The organism is Segnochrobactrum spirostomi (assembly GCF_009600605.1).
Lineage (GTDB): Bacteria > Pseudomonadota > Alphaproteobacteria > Rhizobiales > Segnochrobactraceae > Segnochrobactrum > Segnochrobactrum spirostomi.
The window spans coordinates 241,582-262,126 of sequence record NZ_VWNA01000002.1; the positions used below are offsets into that span (position 1 = coordinate 241,582).

Sequence of the window (20,545 nt, forward strand, 5' to 3'; positions counted from 1 at the left end):
CGGCCGCCGCGCCGAATTGTCCTTGGGACTGCGCCCCATCATGCACTTGATCCACGCCGAAGCGGCGTGAAGCGAGGCCGGTGCGCCAGGGCAGGGGACCCGGGGCGAGTTCGGCGACTTCGCGCGGGAAGGGCAGATCGTCGAGGCTGTGGGGCGTTGCGTCGAGCTCTTCGGCAAAGCGCCGGTCGGACCGGACGGCCGCCGCGATCGTGCCCGGGGCGAGGGCATTGTGGACGTGATCAGCTCAACCCCATCGGGATTGCGGCGATGATGGCGGCGCAGATCGCTGGAAGAGTCGGTTGCGGAAGTGGCTCCTGGATTCCTTTCCCCCTTCGCCAGTTTGAGGGCCATGGGATTGGCGGAAGTGCAAGCTGTCATGGTCATCAGTTCAAATCTCGCCCGCCGAACCCCATAAGTATTCGGCCAATTCGCATAACATGGTGAGGTGGAGGCATTCGTGCCTCGTCGTTAAACTCAAATGCGACGCGGTCGAACTGAAATTCATCCGACGCATGCTCCACCCATCCGCACGTTCGTTGAGGCGGGCTGTCATCTTGGGCGCAACATTCGGACGGGGGCGTCGGTGGAAGGACGGATCCGAGTCAGGTGCCCATTCTGGAAATGATCGAGATTTTTGCGGCACGACAATGGCTCGCAGCGGTATGTTCTGCTTGGCGCCGGAGGGTTCGTGGCCGGGGCCATCGCGGCGCCGTCCATGGGTCGGCCGCCGAAATCCCCGTGCCGGCTGAGACCCTCTGGCTTTTTGCAAGTTCGACGCCATCAACTCACGGTGCCCTCGGCAGGAAGCGGATCGAGGCGACCCACCGCGCCGGATTCGGCATGTGCATTCACGTCGAAGCGACACGTTCGGCATCGCCATGTCGGGGTCGACATCGACGAGATCTCACCGCTCCTGCAGTTCGAGGAGGCTCTTCTCATCGTGCGCGCGGCGAATCTCGGCGGTGTCCCGTCGGAGACTATCCACAAAGTCTGGGTCCTCGTCGTCTTGATGGGCGGCATGGCCAAGCAAGCGGAGAGCCTGGGGAGAGACGCACCGGGACCAGCGTGTGGGTGCTTCTGTACAGAAGTGGGACTAGATGAGCCATGGCGCGGCCGCGCCGGCTAGAGAACACCCGGGGCGATCGGCCTCTCTATCCCAGGAGAAATAGTGATGTGCATCGGATGCCACTGGGCAACTTATCGGGATTGGTTCGCCGCATCTCCAAAAACTGGGCGGAGTGGTCTAACGCGCCGTCAGGCTTTGCGCGGAGGCGGCACCGTCGCCGTCGGAGCCCTCGCAGCCACGTCTGTGCCTTCCTTCGTCGCGGAAGCGGTCGCTGAGCCCGACGACGAGACGGCCGACATCGTATTCAGGAATGGCCCAGTCTATACGGTCGATAGGGCAAGACCGTGGGCGCGCGCTGTGGCTGTGAAGGGAAAGCGTATCGTCTTCGTCGGAGAGGACGCGGGAGTTAAGCCTTTCATCGGATCGAAGACGCGCATCGTAGACCTCGAGGGCAAGATATTGCTCCCGGGCTTCGTCGAGGGCCACACTCATCCTCTCGTAGGGGCGGCCCTGACGCGCGGTGTCGATCTCCAATTCGATACCCGCGAGGAGACGCTCGATGTGCTCAGCGCCTATCGCAGCAAGACGACGACGATGGACGTGGTCCGTGGTTTTGGCTGGCGGTACTGCGCCTTTCCGGCGAGCGGCCCACGAAAGGAGGACCTCGACGCCATCTGGCCCGACAAGCCCGTCATCCTCCTGGCGATCGACGGGCATGCCGCCTGGGTCAACTCGCTGGCACTGGTTCTCGCCGGAGTGACGAAGGACACCAAGGACCCGATCCCCGGCTTCAGCTATTTCGAGCGCGATGTTGCGACCGGCGAGCCGACCGGGTATCTCGTTGAGCCGCCGGTCGTGCTGATGGTCAGCAGCGCCATCGAGCCGTTCAGCCGGGACTATGTGGCCGCGGGTCTCGCGGACTGGCTTCCCAAGGCCGCCGCCGCGGGAATCACCGCCGTCTTCGACGCCGGCATCCAAGTTCTGCCGGATCAAGAGGGCTTCGCGCTCTATTCGCAGCTTGAACGGGCAGGCGAGTTGTCGCTCCGGGTCGTCGGCTCGCATTACCACAACCAGCCTGACGTCGACCCCGTGCCGGTGATCCACGCGCTGCAGCGGGAATTCAACTCGGAGCTGGTGAAGGCGTCGGTGCTCAAGCTGAACATCGACGGTGGCGACCCGCAGTACACGGCGGCACTTCTCGCCCCCTATTCAGATAGGCTGGAGACGAGCGGCGACACGTTGCTTCCGCCGGAAGTATTCGCAGACATCATCAGGCGTGCCGATCGCGATGGCATCGACATCCATGTGCACTCTTTCGGTGACCGGGCAACTCGGCTGTCGCTCGACGCCATCGAGGCGGCGATAAAAGCCAATCCGCCGCGCGATCGCCGGAATGCGCTCGCTCACCTCTCTTTGGTCGACTCACAGGATGCGCCGCGCTTCGGCGAGCTCGGCGTCATCGCGCAATATTCGGCGCATTGGGCGTGTCCGGACCTACAGAACATGGGTGTCACCCGCTCGCGCTTCGGCGCGGTCCGGGGCGACGCCATGCTCACGATGAAATCGGTCCTCGACCACGGCGGCGTTCTTTCATTCGGCGCCGACTGGCCGGCCGCAGGCTATTACAGCACCTACCGTCCGCTCGACGGGATCGAGGTGGCGACAACCCGACGCGAACTCAACAAACCTCAAGGTCCGCAGCTGCGGCCGTTCGACCAAGCAATCTCGCTCGACGCCGCGATCCGGGCGAACACGCTCGGCCCCGCCTACCAGATCCGGATGGAGCACGAAATCGGCTCGATCGAGGTTGGCAAATTCGCAGACCTCGTGGTGCTGGAAAGGAATCTATTCGAAGTCGCCCCACAGGACATCCACAAGACCCGAGTTCTGATGACGGTGATGAACGGACGGGTGACGCATCAGGCGAAAGTCTGAACGAAGGCTTATCCAAAGAGGCGACTTGTTATGTGCATAGGGTGTTATTGGGCGACCTACGGGGATTGGTTTGCGGCACCGGCGGCAATCGGACGCAAAGGTCTGACACGACGCCAGGCGCTGCACGGTGGAGGAGTCGCCGCGGTCGGTGTCTTTGCCGCCACGTCCATGCCGCTCTTTGTTGCTGAGGCAGTCGCGGCACCGGACGACGGGACCGCCGACATCGTCTTCAAGAACGGTCCGGTCTACACGGTCTCCGACGCGAATCCCTGGGCGCGAGCAGTCGCCGTCAAGGGAAAGCGTATTGTCTATGTGGGTGACGACGCCGGTGTGCAGTCCCTGATAGGGTCGAAGACCCGTGTCGTCGATCTCGCGGGCAAGATGTTGCTGCCCGGTTTCGTCGAGGGGCACATCCATCCACTGGTCGGTGCGACCTTGACCAGGGGCGTCGACCTGCAGTTCGACACAAAGGCGGAAATGCTGGCGGCGCTCAAGGCCCATGGCGACAATGGAGACGTCGTTCGTGGCTACGGCTGGCGCTACAACGCCTTCCCACCGACCGGCCCACGCAAGGAGGATCTCGACGCGCTGTGGCCCGACAAGCCGGTGATCCTTATCGCCATCGACGGACACAGCGGCTGGGTCAACTCGCAGGCTTTGGCTCTCGCCGGGATCACGAAGGATACGAAGGATCCTTTGCCCGGATTCAGCTACTTCGAACGCGATCCGTCGAGCGCCAAACCGACCGGCTATCTCGTGGAAGTTCCAGCCGTCGTCCGCGTTAACAACGCTATCGAGCCTTTCAATGCGGAATACGTCGCCGAATCGCTCGTGGAATGGCTCCCCGCCGCGTCTGCCGCCGGCATCACCACGCTTTTCGATGCTGGCATGCAAGTCATTCCGGACACAGAGGGGTTCGAAATCTACTCGAGGCTGGAGCGCGCGGGAAGATTACCGTTTCGGGTCGTCGGCTGCCACTACTACAACAACCCGGCCGTCGACCCAGTCCCAATCATCGAGGCCCTGCGTCGGGAATTCAACTCGGAGCTCGTGAAGGCTTCGGTGCTGAAGCTGAACATTGATGGCGGCGACGCGCAGCGGACCGCCGCGTTCTTCGCGCCCTATGCCGACGCACCCGAAACCAGCGGCGATACGCTGCTGTCGCCCTCGGTCTTTGCCGACATCATTCGGCGTGCCGACCTCGCTGGGATTGACATCCACATCCATTCCTACGGCGACCGCGCGACGCACCTGTCATTGGACAGCTTCGAGGCTGCCATCAAGGCCAATCCGCCGCGTGATCGGCGCAACGCTTTGGCCCATCTGTTCTTGATCGCGCCGGACGACATTCCACGTTTCGCCCAGCTCGGCGTCGTAGGGCAGTTCTCGACGCAGTGGGCGGTGCCGGATCCGTCCCAGGCGATCGCCCGAGCCCGTCTGGGGCCGCCTCGCTGCGATCAACTCTATCCTTGGGGGTCCATCCTCCGTCGAGGTGGGGTCGTGTCGCTTGGCACTGATTGGCCGGCCGCCGGCTACTACAGCACCTATCGTCCCCTCGACGCGATCGAGGTCGCGACCACCCGGCGCGAGATGAACAAGCCGAACGGACCTCAACTGGCACCGGCCGGGGAAGTCATTTCGCTCGCGGCGGCGCTGAAGGCGGCCACGATGGGGTCGGCGTACCAGTTGGGCATGGACCACGAGGTCGGTTCCATCGAGGTCGGCAAGTTCGCCGATCTTGTGGTCATGGAGAGGAACCTCTTCGACGTCGCCCCGCACGAGATCCACAGCACCAAGGTCGCCATGACCGTGATGAACGGCAAGGTCGTGCACGACGGTTACGCCTGATGCCTCACATCTGATATTGCTGCACTGTATGTAGATTTAGGTCTGATGTTTACTACAGTAGCACGTTGTTGTGGCATCGGATGTATGGAGATGCATTCGATTTCACGCGAATATTCGCACAAAGAACGGATGATAATGCTCTGTAATTAGAGGAGGGCCAGTTGCGCGGCGTCACGCGCCGGCGCGCCAGGGCAGGGGCCCCGCCGCGAGTTCGGCGACCTCGCGCAGGAACGGCAGATCGTCGAGGCCGCGGGGCGGGGCGTCGAGCTCTTCGGCATAGCGCCGGCCCGACCAGACCGCCGCCGCGATCGTGCCCGGGGCGAGAGCGTCGCCGATCACGGTGACGCTCGCGAGCCCCGCGTCGGCCCACTCGGGACGCCGCGCCTCGAGAGCCTTGGCGAGGACGTTTTCGGGCAGGCGCGCGGTCACCATCACGGTGGTGGCCGCCGGGCGCGGCTCGGTGCGCCCGGTATAGACGCAGGCGAGCGTCACATGGTCGGCCGCGACCGCCGTGACGAGCCGGTGCGGCACGATGGTGACGCCGATCTCGAGGAGCCGCGCCTGCACGCGGTGCTGCTCCATCGTCATTTCCATCCAGCTCGAGGCCTCGCCGCTCGGCGTGACGAGCGCGACCTCGCGGCCCTCGCGGGCCAGCAACTCGGCGAGCACGCCGCCCATGTAATAATGGTCGTCGTCGAAGATGACGACGGGGCCGGATTCGGGCCGCAGCCCGGCGAGGAGATCGTCGGGGTTCATCACCCGGGCGCCGGGCGCGACCGGGATCGGCTTCTGCAGCCGCCGGCCGACGCCGTCGCGCCGCCAGCGCGCGCCCGTCGCGATGACGACGTGGTCGAAGCCGAAACCGAGCACGTCTTCGGCCGAGAGCGGGCTCTCGCGATAGACCGAGACGTTCGCCGTCTTCTCGATCTGGCCGAGGCGATAATCGACCACCCGGCCCCAGGCCGCGAGACCGGGCAGGCGGCGTTCCGCGACGAGCCGGCCGCCGAGATGGCGCGTCGCCTCCGCGAGCGCCACCTCGTAGCCGCGCCGGCCGAGCATCATCGCTGCCTCGAGGCCCGCCGGGCCGGCGCCGATGACGAGGACCTTCGCCTCGGTCTCCCGCGCGCGGATCGCCTCCGGATGCCAGCCGCGGCGCCATTCCTCGCCCATCGAGGGGTTCTGGGTGCAGCGGATCGGCGACATGGTGTGGTCGCCGGAGACGCAGATGTTGCAGCCGATGCACTCGCGGATGTCTTCGGGGCGACCCTCCTCGATCTTCTTCGGCAGGTACGGATCGGCGATCGAGGGGCGCGCCGCGCCGATCAGGTCGAGGATGCCCTGGCGGACCATGCGCACCATCGTGTCGGGCGAGGTGAAGCGCCCGACGCCCACCACCGGTTTGGTGGTGAGCCGCTTGATGCCGGTCACGAAGGGTTCCTGATAGGCCTCTTCGGCGAAGCGTGAGGTCTGGCTGTCGTTGTCCCAGCTCGAGAGGGTGAGGTCCCACAGATCCGGCAACTCGGCGAGGTGGCCGATGATGTCGCGCGCCTCGGCGGCGTGGATGCCTTCCTCGCCCATCAATTCGTCGACCGAGATGCGGCAGGCGACGGCCATGGTGTCGCCGACGGCGTCCTTGGTGTCCTCGATGAGCTCCTTCAAAAGACGGCAGCGATTTTCCAGCGAGCCGCCATATTCGTCGGTGCGGTCGTTGAAGCGGCGGGACAGGAAGAACATCGCCCCGCCGAAGAGTTTACCCGCATAGACGTAGGTCAGGTCGTACTCGGCGCGCTTGGCGCGCAGGGCGGCGGCGCGATGCCAATGGCGGAGCGCCTTGATGTCCGCCTTGTCCATGGCGCGGGCCTGCACCGGGTCGTTGAAGATCGAGAAGACCGGCAGGTCCGTGGGGCCGAACGGGATTTCGCGCGAGGTGAGATTGGGCGCGTTCATGCCGTTGTGGGCGAGTTGGAGCCCGGCGAGCGCCCCGCGGGCGTGAATGGCCTCCGCGATGCGCGCGAGCGCCGGCACGTCCTGATCCGACCAATTGCGTAATTCGATGAAGGGGCCGATGTCGCCGGTCGGGTGGATCTCCACCTGCTCGGTGCAGACGACGCCCCAGCCGCCGTCCGCCTTGATGGCGCGCATCGCCGCCTGGGCGGTCGGATCGCGGTAGCCCATGCCGTTGCAATGGGGCACCTGATAGAAGCGGTTCTTGGTGGTGACGGGTCCGATCCGCACGGGCTCGAACAGGATGTCGTATCGCGGATCGCGGCTCATCGGGGGTCCTCACGGCGGATGGTCGGCGGGGTTCGGTCGGCGGAAGCGGGGCGACGTCAGGCGGGGGCGAGCGCGGTCACTTCGCGGCGGAAGGGCAGGGCATCGCCCAAGGGTGCGCCGTCGAGATCGCGGGCATAGCGGTGGCCGGCGAAGGTCGCCCAGGCGATCGGGGCCGGTGCGGCGGCGTCGCCGATCAGGCTGACGGACAGGATGCCGGCGTCGGCGAAGGCGGCTTCGCGCGCCAGCAATTCCCGGTAGACGCCGTCCTCGCCGGTGCGCGACGTCACCAGGACGACGGCGTCGCAGCCGAGCGGGCGGCGGGCGTCGGTATAGGTGCAGGCGAGCTCGACCCCGTCGGTGCCGAGGGACGCGATCCCGGTGTTGAGCACGAGATCGACGCCGAGGCTCGCGAGGTGGCGGTGGATGGTGCCCTGTTCGAGGGTGTTGCGCGTCCAATCCGAGACATAGGGCGCGGGCGTCACCAGCGTGACCGTGGCGCCGGCCCGCACCAGGGCCTCCGCCACGACGCCGCCCATGTAGAAATGATCGTCGTCGAACACGACGACATGCCCGCTCGGCAGGGTGTTCGCCATGATGTCGTCCGGGGTGAACACCGGCAGCACGCCGGCGGTCGGGATCGGCACCACGTGCTGGCGGGCGACGCCGTCGGAGCGCCAATGGGAGCCGGTGGCGACGCAGACGTGCTGGAAGCCGAACTCGAGGATCTCGTCGGCGGTAAGCGGCGAGTCCGCGTAGAGCTGAACATTGTCGCGCTGGCGCAACTGATAGAGCCGGTAATCGACGACGCGACCCCAGGCGGCGAGGCCGGGCAGTGCGCGCTCCAGCGTGACCCGCCCGCCGAACGCGCTGCGCGCCTCGGCGACGGCGACCTGATAGCCGCGCCGGGCGAGCCCCCACGCCGCTTCCAGCCCCGCCGGGCCGGAGCCGACGATGAGGACGCTGTCGCTGTCGCCCTTCGGGTTCATCCGCTCGGGATGCCAGCCGCGGCGCCATTCCTCCATCCAGGTCGGGTTCTGGGTGCAGCGCCCCATGCCCTGGATCATGTCGCCGGTGACGCAGATGTTGCAGCCGATGCACTCGCGGATGTCGTCGATGCGGCCCTCGGCGATCTTGTTGGGTAGAAACGGGTCTGCGATCGAGGGCCGGGCGCAGCCGATGAAGTCGAGCACGCCCTGGCGCACCATGCGCACCATCGTGTCGGGCGACGTGAAGCGTCCGACCCCGACGACGGGCTTCGACGACAACGCGCGGATGCCGCGCACCAGACTCTCCTGCGCCGCCTCCTCCTTGAAGCGTGAGGGACCCGAGCAGTCCTCCCAGGCGCCGTGAGCGAGGTCCCAGAGATCGGGCAGGTCGGCGTTCATGGCCACGAAATCGCGCATCTCGGCATTGGAGAAGCCGAGGTCGCCGATCGTCTCGTCGAGCGAGACGCGCAGCGTGATCGCCATGGCGTCGCCGATCACGTCGCGCATGTCGGCGATCACCTCGCGGACGAAGCGCGAGCGGTTCTCGAGCGAGCCGCCATATTCGTCGGTGCGCTGGTTGGTCGCCCGCGACAGGAAATGCTGGAAGATGCCGAAGCCGTGGGCGCCGTAGAGACAGATCAGGTCGAAGCCGGCGGTCCGGCAGCGCCGCGCGGCGTTGGCGAACCAGCGGCGCAGGTCGGCGATGTCCTTCTTGTCCATCGCCCGCGCGGTGACGGGATCGTTGGTGAAGGTGCGGATCGGCAGGGCGGAAGGCGCAAGCGGCACCTCCTTGGTGTACATGTTCGGGCCGTTGATGCCCGAATAGGCGAGCTGGATGCCGGCGAGCGCGCCGTGGGTCTTCATCGCCTCGGCCATGCGGGCGATCGACGGGATATCCTGGTCTTCCCAGAGCCTGAGCTCGATGAACGGCGTGATCTCCGAGGAATGGTGCATCTCGGTCTGCTCGGTGAAGATCACCCCCCAGCCGCCCTCGGCCTTGATGCCGCGCATCGCCGCCGCCGCGGACGGATCGCGATAGCCGCCGCCGTTGCAATGGGGCACCTGATAGAACCGGTTCTTGGCCGTCAGCGGGCCGATGCGGACGGGCTCGAACAGGACGTCATAAGGGGAGGGCGCAGCCAACATGGATCTCCACGGCGCGAACGGGATGCCTTCGCAGGCGGGCCGCGCGTCACGGAGCGCAGCGGCGGGGCGTCCAGGAGATCACGCGGCTTGATTTCTTCAAACTAAAGAAAAGCGCGCCGCTGCTTCGGAAAGACCGAAGCTAGGCCTCAGACCCGCCGCCGCCCCATCGCCGGCGGCACCATGCCGGGGATGTAGGCGTCGGAGATGAACGCCTTGGCGTGATTGAGGAACGCGGTCTGCAGGCGGGTCGGCTCGAGCTGGCGCAGGGTGGCGAAGCCGAGCGTCATCGGCCGGTGCTCGCCCGACAGCGGCACCCGCACCACGCGTCGCCCGTCGAGCGCGAAGTCGGAGCGCGGGGTCACGTTGGCGAGGGTATAACCGTAGCCGTTCGCGACCATCGTGCGGATCGTATCCATCTGGAAGAACTTGTAGCCGACGTTCGGCTGCAGGTTGCGCTGATAGAACAGCGAGAGGAAATATTCGCGGCTGAGCGGCAGATCGAGCAGGATGAACGGCTCCTCGACGATCTCTTCGAGCGCCACCGCCGAGCGCCGGGCAAGCGGATGGCTTTCGCCCACCAGCACGTGGACGGGAAGATCGGCGAGCGGCACGAAATCGATGTCGGCGGGGATTTGCAGATCGTAGGTGATGCAGACGTCGAGGGTCGCCCGGTGCAGCCCGCCGAGGAGAGCCTCCTGGTGGTCGGTCACCGGCCGCACCGTGACCCGCGGGAAACCACGGGTGAAGGAGAGCGACAGTTCGGGCAGCACCATCGGCGCCAGGGTGGTGAGGCAGCCGACATTGATCTGGCCGCGCACTTCGTCGCGCGCCGCCTTGCCGATCGAGTAGAGCGAGCCGGCCTGCTCGACAAGCCGCTTCGCCTCGAGCAGCATCTGCCGGCCGACCGGCGTCAGCGACAGGCCCTGGGCGTGGTGGCGGATGAAGAGCTGGCAGTCGAGCTCCTGCTCGAGCTGGGTGATGGCGGCCGAGATCGACGGCTGCGAGATGTGGATCCGCTCGGACGCCTGGGTGATGCTGCCGGTTTCCCCCGCGGCGATGAAATATTCGAGCTGACGCAGGGTGAACCGCATGGACCTGCCGCGCCCTCCCGGCGACGCCTGGAACGAGCGGACCTCCGCCGTTCCCTCGCGGGGATGATGGCCGATCTCGGCCGGCCGGCCAACGGGGTCCGTAACGGTCACGCGAGCCCCATCTTGTACCAGACGGTCTTGAGGCCACTGTATTTGTCGAAGGCGTGGAGCGAGAGATCGCGGCCGATGCCGGACTGGCGGAAGCCGCCGAACGGTGTCATCGGCGACAGGGCGTCGACGGTGTTGACGGAGACCGTGCCGGCCTTGATCCGCCCGGCCACCCGGTGGGCGCGCTTGAGGTCGGAGGTCCACACCGACGCGGCGAGGCCGTAGAGGGAATCGTTGGCGAGACGGATCGCCTCCTCCTCGGTCTCGAAGGTGGTCACCGCGAGCACCGGGCCGAACACCTCCTCGCGGAACAGCCGGTCGGCCGGGCTCACGTCCGCGAAGATGGTCGGCTGCACGAAATGGCCACGGCCGTCGATCTTGACCGGCGAGCCGCCGGTGACGAGGCGGGCCGATCCCATCGCCCCCTTCACATAATCCATCACGCGCCGGGCCTGGGTGCCGTCCACGATCGCGCCCATCCGGGTGGCGTTGTCGAGCGGGTTGCCGGGCTGATAGGCGGCCGCGCGTGCGGCGAGCTTGTCGAGGAAGGTCTCGGCGATCCGCTTCTCGACGAGGAGGCGGGAATTCGCCGAGCACACCTCGCCTTGGTTGAAGAAGATGCCGAACGCCGCCATGTCCGCCGCTGCATCGAGATCCTCGGTGTCGGCGAAGACGACATTGGCGCTCTTGCCACCGCACTCCAGCCAGACCTCTTTCATGTTCGATTGGGCCGAGTAGCCGAGAAAGAGCTTGCCGACCTCGGTCGAGCCGGTGAAGGCGATGCAATCGACCTCGTTGTGGAGGCCGAGCGCCTGACCGGCGGTGACGCCGAAGCCGGGCACCACGTTGAGGACGCCCTCCGGCACGCCCGCCTCCAGCGCGAGTTCGCCGAGCCGCAGCGCCGACAGTGGCGATTGCTCGGCGGGCTTCAGCACCACCGAATTGCCGAGCGCCAGCGCCGGGGCACACTTCCAGATCGCCATGTCGAGCGGGAAATTCCACGGCACGACGGCGCCGACGACGCCGAGCGGCTCGCGCCGGATCAGGGCCAGATCGCCGCGCCCGGTCGGGGCCACCTCGTCATAGAGCTTGTCGATCGCCTCGGCGTGCCATTGCAGGATCGACGCCGCGCCGGGCACGTCGATGCTCGCGGCCTCGTGGGCGGGTTTGCCCATGTCGAGGCTGTCGAGCAGGGCGAGTTCCACCGTGTGGGCGCGGATCAGGTCCGCGAGCTTCAGGAGCACCGCCTTGCGCTCCGACGGAGAGCGGCCGGCCCAGCGGTCGTCCTCGAACGCGGTGCGGGCGCTCGACGCGGCGCGGTCGATATCGGCCGCGTTGCAGGAGGCGACCTCGGTGATGACTGCCTCGGTCGCCGGGTTGACGCTCTCGAACACGGCGCCGGACAGCGCGTCCACCCGGTGGCCGTCGATCAGCGCGCGGCCGTCGATGCGAAGCGTGCCGGCCGTGCCGGCCCAATCGAAAGTCTGGACGTTCATGGGAGGCGCCTCGCGGGGATCAGGGGTCGCCGGCGACGCCGAAGCTCGGCGCCGTCTCGGGGTTCAGAGCGCGGGTGACGTAGGCGTCGGCCTGCGGAGCGAAGAGGGCGTAGAGCGCGGCGAGTGCGCCGACGGGATCGCCCTCGTGCCAATCGACGCGGAGGTCGACGACCGGCCAACTGACCTTGTCGACCACGAGGAGGCCCGCCGAATGGATCGGCCCGGCCTCGCCGCCGGCTTCGACGGCCGCCGCCATGGCTTGGAGAAGCCGCTCCGCCAGCAGCCCGTCGGCGGCCTCGAAGGCGCGCACCATCGTTGCGGGCACCGTCTTGGCCGCGAGCAGGTTGCCGGCCGCGACGGCGTTCCGTCCCTCGGCGGTCGCGTGGAGCCCGAGCGCCCGGGCGCCCGAAAAGGCGGCCGTGCGGCCGGACCCGTCGACGATCGCGAGCTGGCGCCATGCGGAATAGGGCGTCGAGGCGACAAGCCGTTCGAGGACGGCCGCGGCGTCGAGGCCCTCGGCGAGGAGATCGAGCCCGCGCTGGCCCAGGGCGGGATCGGTGACGTTCTGGCTCGCGACCACGCCGACGCCGGCCCGGGCGTGGGCACAGCGCGCCGCGACGGCGGGCGATGACGAGGCGATGGCGATGCCGAAGCGGCCGGTGCGCTCACAGCGCGCCGCGATGGAGAAGGTCATGCCGCATCGTCCGGAATGACGGCGATGACGTCGATTTCGACGAGCCATTCCGGCCGGGCGAGCGCCGAGACGACGATGCCGGTCGAGACCGGGAAGACCCCCTTCAGCCAGTGTCCGACCACCCGGTAAACCGCCTCGCGGTAGCGCGGATCGACGAGGTAGATGGTGATCTTGGTGATGTGTTCGAGGCGGCTGCCGGCCTCGTCCAGGAGCATCTTGATATTGGCCATCGCCTGTTCGGCCTGTCCCGCGGCGTCGCCGATCGCGACGTTCTCCGAGGTGTCGAGATTCTGGCCGATCTGCCCGCGGACGAAGACCATCTGGCCGCGCGCGACGACGGTCTGGCAGAGATCGTTGTCGAGCTTCTGCTCGGGATAGGTATCGCGGGTGTTGAAGCAGCGGATGCGCTTGTGGACGGGCATGGGCACGAACTCCGGACCGGGCGGGACGGCCGGCGCTGAGGACAGGCGGACCGCTCATCCCAGAGTGTCAGCCGGGGGAATTCGGCGGAAGAAGAGCTTTGCGAGCCGTTGCTTCGGCTTTTCCTAATCAAGCGCGTCGATCAGGCCGCCGAGCACGCTGCGGCAGCGTTCGAGCTGGTCGAGCGACACGAACTCGTCGGCCTTGTGGCCCTGCTCCATGAAGCCCGGGCCGCACACGGCGACCGGTACGCCGAGCGCCTCGTGGAAGAGGCCGCCTTCGGTGCCGTAATCGACCTTGTGTGCGGCGGGACCGATGAGCGCCTTCAGCCGCGCCAGCGCGGGGTGATCGGGATCGATGCCGAGGCCCGGATAGGCGTTGACGACCTCGACCGCGACGCGGGCCTCGGGGAAGCGCTCGGTCTCGGCCGCCTGGAGCCGCGCGGCGGTGGCGAACAGCCGATCGAGGATGGGGTCGATCGGTTCGGCCGCGACATTGCGGATCTCGAAATCGAGCGTGCTCTGGGCCGGCACGATGTTGAGCGCGGTGCCGCCCGCGATCACGCCGGCATGGACCGTCGTGTAGGGAATGGAATGGGCCGGGTCGCGGGCGCCCGCTTCGGCGAGGCGGGCCTGCTCGGCGCGCAGGTCCGACAGGAAATCCGCGGCGAGGTGGATGGCGTTGAGGCCGGTCGGCGCCAACGCCGAATGGGCGGCCACTCCGGTGCAGCGCAGCCGCGCCGCCACCTTGCCCTTGTGCCCGGTGGCGAGCGTCATGCCGGTCGGCTCGCCGACGAGGACGAGGTCCGGCCGAACGCTGCGCCCGGCGAGCGCGCGGAGCATCGGCCGGACGCCGACGCAGCCGATCTCCTCGTCATAGGAGATCGCGAGGCCGAGCGGACGGGCCGGGGGACGGGCCGCCGCCTTCACCATCGCCTCGAGCGCGCAGGCGAGGAAGCCCTTCATGTCGGCGCTGCCGCGGCCATAGACGCGGCCGTCCCGCTCGGACGCCTCGAACGGATCGGTGGTCCAGGCTTGCCCTTCGACCGGCACCACGTCGCTGTGGCCGGACAGAAGGAGCCCGCCCGCCGCGCCGTCGCCGATGGTGGCGAGGAGTGAGGCCTTCGTACCGGTCTCGTCCGGAAAAAGCTCCACCCGCGCGCCGGCGCTGCTCAGGATCTCCTGCGCCCACGCGATCAGCGCACGGTTCGGTCGGTCGCTGACGGTCGGAAAGGCGATCAGGCGGTCGAGAAAGTCGAGGTGGAGGCTCATCACGGTCTCCGAAGGCCGGTCATGGGGCGCGGGTAAGGCCGGACAGGGGGCAATGCCATTCGATTATTCCGAGGCGCGGCATCGGCACGTGCGGGGCAGGGCCGGAGGGCGCCGCGCGCGCTGCGGGTGCCTCCGCATCCGGCAGGGTGCCGGCTTTTCAGCCGTAGCCGCCACACTCCCTATCCCCTTGCCGACGCGTCGTTTTCAAGCGCGGTCGTGACACGGGCTTTCCACCTGTGCCCAGAAGATCGGCTGAATCGGGTCTATGGAGCGATTGGGTTCGGACTTTCCGAAGCAGCGAGGCATGAAAAGACTATTTTGAGCGAATTCCCCCGATCCGTAACACTTCCCCTGCACCGAGGCGGAGCGTCGCGCATTCCGCGGCGTTTCGCCAGGCCGGTCCGAAAACAATCTCAAGATCATGCGGATCGTTGCCATTCCAGAACAGGGACATCTTCCATGCCGGCAAGGTCTTCGCGTCTTGTATCGATCGTGACGGGCGTCGCGGCGCTTCTTGCGACCTCACTCTCCGCGCAGGCCGGCACGATCCGGCTGGGCATGACGACGTGGGTGGGCTACGGCCCGCTCTTCCTCGCCCGCGATCTCGGCTACTTCAAGGATGCGGGGCTCGACGTCGAGCTGAAGACGATCGAGGAGAGCTCGATCTACATGGCCGCGATCGCCTCCGGTGAACTCGACGGCATGGCCTCGACCGTCGACGAGATCATGAAGTGGCGCCGGCCGGACTTCTGCTTCAAGTCCGTCGTCGCCCTCGACGACAGCCACGGCGGCGACGGCGTGCTCGCGACGAGCGACACCAAGACCTTCGCCGACATCAAGGGCAAGGACGTCGCCCTCAACGAGGGCTCGGTTTCCGAATTCTGGTTCAACCTGCTCTTGACCAAGAACGGAATGAAGGCCGAGGACGTCAACATCGTCAACATGACGGCCGACGATGCGGCCGCGGCCTTCATCGGCGGGCGCGTTCCCGTCGCGGTGACCTGGGAGCCGCACCTGACCGAGGTGCGCAAATCCGGCAAGGGCCAGGTCCTGGTCGATTCCAGCACCACGCCGGGCGCCATCGTCGACACCGTCTCGCTCACCTGTTCCTTCATCGAGAAGCATCCCGACGAGGTGAAGGCCTTCGTCGGCGCCTATTACAAGGCGATCGACTATCTCGTCGCCAATCCCGACAAGGCGTACGCCATCATGGCCAAGGGTGTCGGCGGTTATCTCGCCGATCCGAAGGATTTCGCCGACGCGGCGAAGGGCGTGAACTTCTACGACAAGGCGCGCAACAAGGAATTCTTCGGCACGCCGACCTCCGGTCAATTGTTCGACCTCATCGCTCTCGCGAACAAGGTGTGGATCGCCAAGGGCGCGATGAAATCCCCGGTCGAATACAAGGACCTGGTCGATGCGTCCTTCATCGGCGCGCCCTGAGTGTCCGGCGCGGCGATCTCCCGGTCCCTCCGCGCGCGGCGTGCCGCCGCGGCGGAGGGCGCCTCCGGCGCTACCCGCGGATCTCATGAAGATGGGATGAATTCCATGAGTGAGCCGCGTGCGCGTTGGATCCGACTGACGACGCCGTTCCGTGCCGTCTCGCCGGCGACCGTGATCACCGCCGGCGTCGCGGTCTGGGTGATCGTGATGGGCGCCTGGCTGGCGATCACCTCCGGCGGGGTGGTCTCCTCGATGTTCCTGCCGTCGCCCCAGGCGGTGGCGAGCGCGGCGGTGCGGCTCGCCGCGGACGGCACCCTGTTCCGCCATATCGGCGCGAGCCTCCAGGTGGTTCTGCTCGGCTTCGTGATCTCGTCGGTGCTCGCCGTGCCGGTCGGGCTCGTCATGGGCAGCTACGCCCCGGTCCAGGTGATGCTGGAACCGCTCGTGAACTTCATCCGCTACCTGCCGGTCACCTCGTTCGTGCCGCTGCTCATCCTGTGGATCGGCATCGGCATCGAGCAGCGGGTGATGGTGATCTTCCTCGGCACCTTCTTCCAGCAGATCGTGATGATCGCGGATTCCGCGCGGATGGTCCCGCGCGATCTCGTCAACGCCTCCTACACGCTCGGCACCAAGCGCCGCGAAGTCGTCTGGCACATCATCTTCCCCTCGGCGCTGCCGGTCATCCTCGACACACTCAGGGTCACGCTCGGCTGGGCCTGGTCCTATGTCGTCGTGGCCGAGATGGTCGCCGCCTCCTCGGGCCTCGGCTACATCACCATCAAGGCCATGCGCGGCTTCCAGGTCGATGTGATCTTCCTCGCGGTCGCGTGCATCGGCCTGCTCGGGCTCGCCTCCGATCTCATCTTCCGCGCGCTTCGCAAGGGATTGGCCCCATGGTCGACCTGAACGCCGCCCTCCGACCGGCGGACGCCGGGAGCCTTCAGCCGACGGCCGCTCGCCCGCCGGCCCGGCTTCAGATCGCCGACGTGTCGCTGCAATATGGCGGCAAGACGCCGACGCTCGCGATCGACAACGTCTCGCTCGAGGTCGCCAACAACGAATTCTGCGTCATCGTCGGCCCCTCCGGCTGCGGCAAGTCGAGCCTGCTCTATCTCGTTGCGGGCCTGACCGACGTGACCTCGGGCACCATCCGGGTCGATGGCCGCCCGGTTCACGAGCCGGGGTCCGATCGCGGCATGGTGTTCCAGGGCTACACGCTGTTTCCGTGGCTTACCGTGCGGAGCAACGTCGAGTTCGGCCCCCGCCGCAAGGGGCTGCCCAAGGCCGAATACCGCGCCATCGCCGACCACTTCCTGGAGGAGGTCGGCCTCACCGCCTTCGCCGACAGCTATCCGGCGGCGCTGTCGGGCGGCATGAAGCAGCGTGTCGCCATCGCCCGCGCACTCGCCAACGATCCGAGCGCGCTCCTGATGGACGAACCCTTCGGCGCCCTCGACAGCCAGACCCGCACGGTGATGCAGAAGCTGCTGCTCCGGGTCTGGGAGCACACCCAGAAGACCGTCCTGTTCGTCACCCACGACATCGACGAGGCGATCCTGCTCGGCGACCGCGTGGTGGTGATGACGGCGCGCCCCGGCAAGATCAAGGCCGAGGTGCCGGTGCCGTTCGCCCGGCCGCGATCGATCTCGCTCGTTCTCGAGCCGGAGTTCATCGCCCTGAAGAAGCGGATCCTCGGTCTCCTCCACGACGAGATCGACGAGACGCATTGAAGATATCGCGTCGTCGCTGCCTAGGAAAAGCCTAAGCAGTCGCCGCGGAAAATGAAAATTTCCCGAACTATCGCTCGCGAATAACGTCGGGTCGTCGCCGATCGTCGCGTCGTGTCGCGCAGGATAGAGAGCTTTCAAGGGGGCGAGATGACCGCGGAAAAGATCAAGACGCTGATCGTCGGCGCCGGCCAGGCGGGGCTGGCCCTCAGCGAACACCTGGGCAAACGTGGTGAACCCCATCTCATCCTCGAGCGCAACCGGATCGCCGAGCGGTGGCGTTCGGAGCGCTGGGATTCGCTCGTCGCCAACGGACCGGCGTGGCACGACCGCTTTCCGACGCTCGAGTTCGCCGATGTCGATCCCGACGGCTTCGCCTCGGCGGGCCGGATCGTGGATTATTTCGAGACCTTCGCCACGGCGATCGCGGCGCCGATCCGCACCGGGGTCGACGTCCTTTCCGTGAAGGCGAAGGCCGGCGGCGGTTTCGATGTCGAGACGAGTGCCGGAGCCTTCGAGGCCGAGAACGTCGTGGCGGCGACCGGTCCGTTCCAGAAGCCGATCATTCCGCGCCTGATCCCGGATGAAGCCGGCGTGCTCCAGCTCCATTCGGCGCATTACCGCAACCCGGCCCAGTTGCCGGCCGGCGCCGTGCTGGTGATCGGCGCCGGCTCGTCGGGCGTGCAGATCGCCGACGAATTGATGCGCTCCGGTCGGCAGGTCTATCTCGCCGTCGGTCCGCACAACCGGCCGCCGCGGCGCTATCGCGGGCGCGATTTCGTGTGGTGGCTCGGTGCGCTCGGCAAATGGGACATGAAGGCCGTCGAGCCGGCGATGGAGCACGTCACCATCGCGGTGAGCGGTGCGCGCGGCGGACACACCGTCGATTTCCGTGCGCTCGCCGCGGGCGGCATGATCCTGCTCGGGAAGGCCGAACGCTACGCCGACGGGGTCATCAGCTTCGCCCCGGATCTCGCCCGGAACATCGCCCACGGCGATGCGGATTATCTCTCCGTGCTCGACGAGGCTGACGCCTACATTGCGCGGAATGGGCTCGATTTCCCGGAGGAGCCGGAGGCCCGGGTGATCCTCCCCGATCCGCCGTGCATGGCGGATCCGCTCCTCTCCCTCGATCTGGCGCGCGCCGGCGTGAGCACGGTCGTGTGGGCGACGGGCTACCAGCTCGATTTCGGTTGGCTTGAGGTTCCGGCCTTCGATGACCAGGGCAATCCGCGCCATCAATGCGGGGTGGCCGACGTGCCGGGGCTCTATTTCCTCGGCCTCGCCTGGCTGTCCCGGCGCGCCTCGCCCTTCATCTGGGGCGTCTGGCACGACGCCGCCTATCTCGCCGAGCACATCGGTTCGAAAGGGTGATGCCGGGCGCGAGCGGTCCGTCCGTCCGCGTCACGGGAGCGGACGCTTGAACCTGACATAGACGCGCTGCCCCACGAGAAAGGCGCCGTCGGCCTTCAGGGAGACGATGCAATCGGCGACGCGCACGTCGACCCGGTCGGCCACGCTCTCGCTGGAGCGGCGCGTGTCGAGGAATTGCCCCATGCGGAGCACGCGGCCGACCGTCGTCACGTGCTCGTCGCTCTCCGACACGATGTCGGCTTCGAGCCCGGGCTTGATCTGGCGCACGAACTGCTCCTGGATCTCTGCCCGCACCACCAGCGGTGCGTTCGGCATGATCACGAACAGTTCCGTCATGGCCGCGGCGGAAATCGTGTCTCCGGGCTTCACCGTCCGACGCACCACCTCGCCGTCCAAAGCGGCGCGAATCTGGCGCTGGTCGAGTTCGAGCCGGGCGCTCGCGAGCTTGGCTGCGGCAACCGCGGCACCCGCTTTGGCGAGGCGAACGTCGGCCGTCGCGCCGGCGAGCCCCGCCTCGGCGTCGTCGAGCGCTTGAGGCGTGACGGCCTGCGCCTTGGCGGCGCGGCGCAGCCGGTCCACCTGGCGCGCGAGGCCGTCGTGCTTGGCTTGCGCCGCCTGGAGCCGCGCCTGGGCTTCGCTCTGCTCCGCCGCGGCGGCTTGCACCGCGATGTCTGCGGCGCGCTCGTCGAGGACCGCGAGCACCTCTCCGTCCTTGACCTGCTGTCCCTCCGCGACCCGGACCTCGCGAACGATCCTGTCATGGGCGGCGAGGATGCGGGACAGCCCGCCTTCCACCTCCACCCGTCCGCGGGCCGCGGCGATGACCTGCGACTGGGCCAGCACGGCGGCCGGGTCCGGTTCGCTGGCGGCGGGCGAGAGGAGAGCCGCCAGGCCAGTTCCGAGGCCGACGAGCAAAAGCAGGCCCAGCGATCCGGCAGCAATCACGTTCCGTGTGCGCGTCATGTGAGGTCCATGGGTCAGGAAGGAGACGGGCGACGGTCGCGCAAGAGCCGGCCGTCCTCCATCTCCAGAACGCGATCGGCGCGGGCGATCAGGCGCGGATCATGGGACACGCAGGCCACCACGGCGCCGGTGGCGTGGGCGATCCGCCGCAACAGCGCCGTGACAGTCGCGCCGTTGGTGCTGTCGAGGGCGCTGGTGGGCTCGTCGGCGAACAACAGGGCCGGCCGCTTGACGACGGCGCGGGCAATGGCAACGCGCTGCTTCTCGCCGCCGGAGAGTTCCGCCGGCCGCAGGTGCCGGCGCCGCCACAGGCCCACCATTTCCAAGGCTTCGCCGGCATATTGGATCGCCTGATCCTGCGGCACCTTCAGATAATCGAGGGCGATCTGCACCTGCTCCAGGGCGGTGAGGGCGGGGAACAGATTGAACCCCTGGAAGACGAAGCCGCAATGTTCCAGGCGGAACGCATCGCGCTCGGCATCGCTGAGGCCGCTCAATTCCACGCCAAGGGCATGCACGCTGCCGCTGTCGGGGCGGGTCAGTCCGCTCATGAGCGAGAGCAGGGTGCTCTTGCCGCACCCGGACGGCCCGATGATGAGCGAGAGCTCACCCGACCACAGGTCGAGCGAGACGTCGCGCAGGGCATCCGTGCGGATGTTCTGCACCGTGTAGGATTTGGCCAGCGCGCGCGCTCAGGTTC

General features: G+C 67.3%; 15 protein-coding genes. 6 read left to right on the forward strand and 9 right to left on the reverse strand.

Features of this window, described 5'->3' with window-relative positions:
* The first annotated feature begins 1,309 nt into the window (after nt 1-1,309).
* On the forward strand, nt 1,310-3,001 hold the full coding sequence (locus tag F0357_RS19675) for an amidohydrolase (RefSeq protein WP_312861742.1): 1,692 nt from the start codon (nt 1,310-1,312) through the stop codon (nt 2,999-3,001).
* A gap of 168 nt (nt 3,002-3,169) precedes the next feature.
* On the forward strand, nt 3,170-4,849 hold the full coding sequence (locus tag F0357_RS19680; RefSeq protein ID WP_246161776.1) for an amidohydrolase: 1,680 nt from the start codon (nt 3,170-3,172) through the stop codon (nt 4,847-4,849).
* Nucleotides 4,850-5,020: 171 nt separating this feature from the next.
* Here the strand turns inward: F0357_RS19680 and F0357_RS19685 are convergent, their stop codons facing one another.
* The 7 genes from F0357_RS19685 to argE form a co-directional block, all read right to left on the reverse strand.
* Nucleotides 5,021-7,123 (reverse strand): oxidoreductase, encoded by a 2,103-nt coding sequence (locus F0357_RS19685; RefSeq protein ID WP_153488262.1) that lies wholly within the window; start codon nt 7,121-7,123, stop codon nt 5,021-5,023.
* 56 nt (nt 7,124-7,179) lie between these two features.
* The gene (locus F0357_RS19690; protein WP_246161778.1) at nt 7,180-9,252 is read right to left on the reverse strand and encodes an oxidoreductase; all 2,073 of its coding nucleotides are present in this window, start codon (nt 9,250-9,252) and stop codon (nt 7,180-7,182) included.
* 149 nt (nt 9,253-9,401) lie between these two features.
* Nucleotides 9,402-10,346: a LysR family transcriptional regulator gene (locus F0357_RS19695; RefSeq protein WP_153488267.1), complete on the reverse strand. Its 945-nt coding sequence runs from the start codon at nt 10,344-10,346 to the stop codon at nt 9,402-9,404.
* Nucleotides 10,347-10,453: 107 nt separating this feature from the next.
* Nucleotides 10,454-11,950, reverse strand: a complete 1,497-nt coding sequence (locus tag F0357_RS19700) for an aldehyde dehydrogenase (RefSeq protein WP_153488270.1) — start codon at nt 11,948-11,950, stop codon at nt 10,454-10,456.
* A gap of 19 nt (nt 11,951-11,969) precedes the next feature.
* Nucleotides 11,970-12,644 (reverse strand): DUF1028 domain-containing protein, encoded by a 675-nt coding sequence (locus F0357_RS19705; protein ID WP_153488272.1) that lies wholly within the window; start codon nt 12,642-12,644, stop codon nt 11,970-11,972.
* The gene (locus F0357_RS19710; RefSeq protein WP_153488275.1) at nt 12,641-13,066 is read right to left on the reverse strand and encodes a RidA family protein; all 426 of its coding nucleotides are present in this window, start codon (nt 13,064-13,066) and stop codon (nt 12,641-12,643) included. The genes F0357_RS19705 and F0357_RS19710 overlap by 4 nt, the downstream gene beginning before the upstream one ends.
* A gap of 123 nt (nt 13,067-13,189) precedes the next feature.
* Nucleotides 13,190-14,335 (reverse strand): acetylornithine deacetylase, encoded by a 1,146-nt coding sequence (gene argE, locus F0357_RS19715; protein WP_153488278.1) that lies wholly within the window; start codon nt 14,333-14,335, stop codon nt 13,190-13,192.
* Between the two features lie 459 nt (nt 14,336-14,794).
* Between argE and F0357_RS19720 the strand changes: the two genes are divergently transcribed.
* The 4 genes from F0357_RS19720 (at nt 14,795) to F0357_RS19735 (ending at nt 18,882) form a co-directional block, all read left to right on the forward strand.
* Nucleotides 14,795-15,778 carry an ABC transporter substrate-binding protein gene (locus F0357_RS19720; RefSeq protein WP_153488281.1) on the forward strand — a complete coding sequence of 328 codons (984 nt, stop codon included), beginning with the start codon at nt 14,795-14,797 and terminating at the stop codon, nt 15,776-15,778.
* A gap of 105 nt (nt 15,779-15,883) precedes the next feature.
* Nucleotides 15,884-16,687, forward strand: coding sequence for an ABC transporter permease (locus F0357_RS19725; protein WP_153488283.1), 804 nt, complete (start codon nt 15,884-15,886; stop codon nt 16,685-16,687).
* A complete protein-coding gene (locus tag F0357_RS19730; protein WP_376767848.1) occupies nt 16,684-17,511 on the forward strand; it encodes an ABC transporter ATP-binding protein in 828 nt (275 codons plus the stop codon). The genes F0357_RS19725 and F0357_RS19730 overlap by 4 nt, the downstream gene beginning before the upstream one ends.
* A gap of 147 nt (nt 17,512-17,658) precedes the next feature.
* Nucleotides 17,659-18,882, forward strand: coding sequence for a flavin-containing monooxygenase (locus F0357_RS19735; RefSeq protein WP_153488287.1), 1,224 nt, complete (start codon nt 17,659-17,661; stop codon nt 18,880-18,882).
* Nucleotides 18,883-18,912: 30 nt separating this feature from the next.
* Here F0357_RS19735 and F0357_RS19740 read toward each other — a convergent pair whose 3' ends face one another.
* The gene (locus F0357_RS19740) at nt 18,913-19,797 is read right to left on the reverse strand and encodes an efflux RND transporter periplasmic adaptor subunit (RefSeq protein ID WP_208948490.1); all 885 of its coding nucleotides are present in this window, start codon (nt 19,795-19,797) and stop codon (nt 18,913-18,915) included.
* A gap of 62 nt (nt 19,798-19,859) precedes the next feature.
* On the reverse strand, nt 19,860-20,510 hold the full coding sequence (locus tag F0357_RS19745) for an ABC transporter ATP-binding protein (RefSeq protein ID WP_312861744.1): 651 nt from the start codon (nt 20,508-20,510) through the stop codon (nt 19,860-19,862).
* Between the last annotated feature and the right edge of the window lie 35 nt (nt 20,511-20,545).